Source organism: Sphingomonas sp. AC435 (assembly GCF_979253005.1).
This window is the reverse complement of the sequence record NZ_CEEDCJ010000102.1, coordinates 1-238: the sequence shown is the minus strand read 5'-3', so window position 1 is coordinate 238 and position 238 is coordinate 1. Positions and strand designations below refer to the sequence as shown.

The 238-nt window shown below is 71.8% G+C and carries 1 protein-coding gene; it reads right to left on the bottom strand.

Annotated elements, in window-relative coordinates; translation table 11 throughout:
* Nucleotides 1-238 (bottom strand): glycoside hydrolase family 95-like protein (locus tag AC0CH8_RS19110; RefSeq protein WP_465241232.1); only part of this gene is annotated, 238 nt, incomplete at both ends.

The following is a 238-nucleotide window of genomic DNA, read 5'->3' as shown; positions in this document are numbered from 1 at the left end:
GCGCACCGTTCGGCTGGGCGCGCGGACCAAGACGATAACGCTGACACCGGGCCGTGCCGTCCTGCCAGTGCACGTCGACGCTGCACCGCCCGCGCGCGCGCAGACCGGTGATCGACCCGCGTGGCCCCGCCTTGGGAAGCGCCGGCAGCAGCAGGATATCCTCGCCGCGGCTTTGCATCAGCATCGCCGCCATCGCCCGCGCGCCGCCGAAATTGCCGTCGATCTGGAACGGCGGATG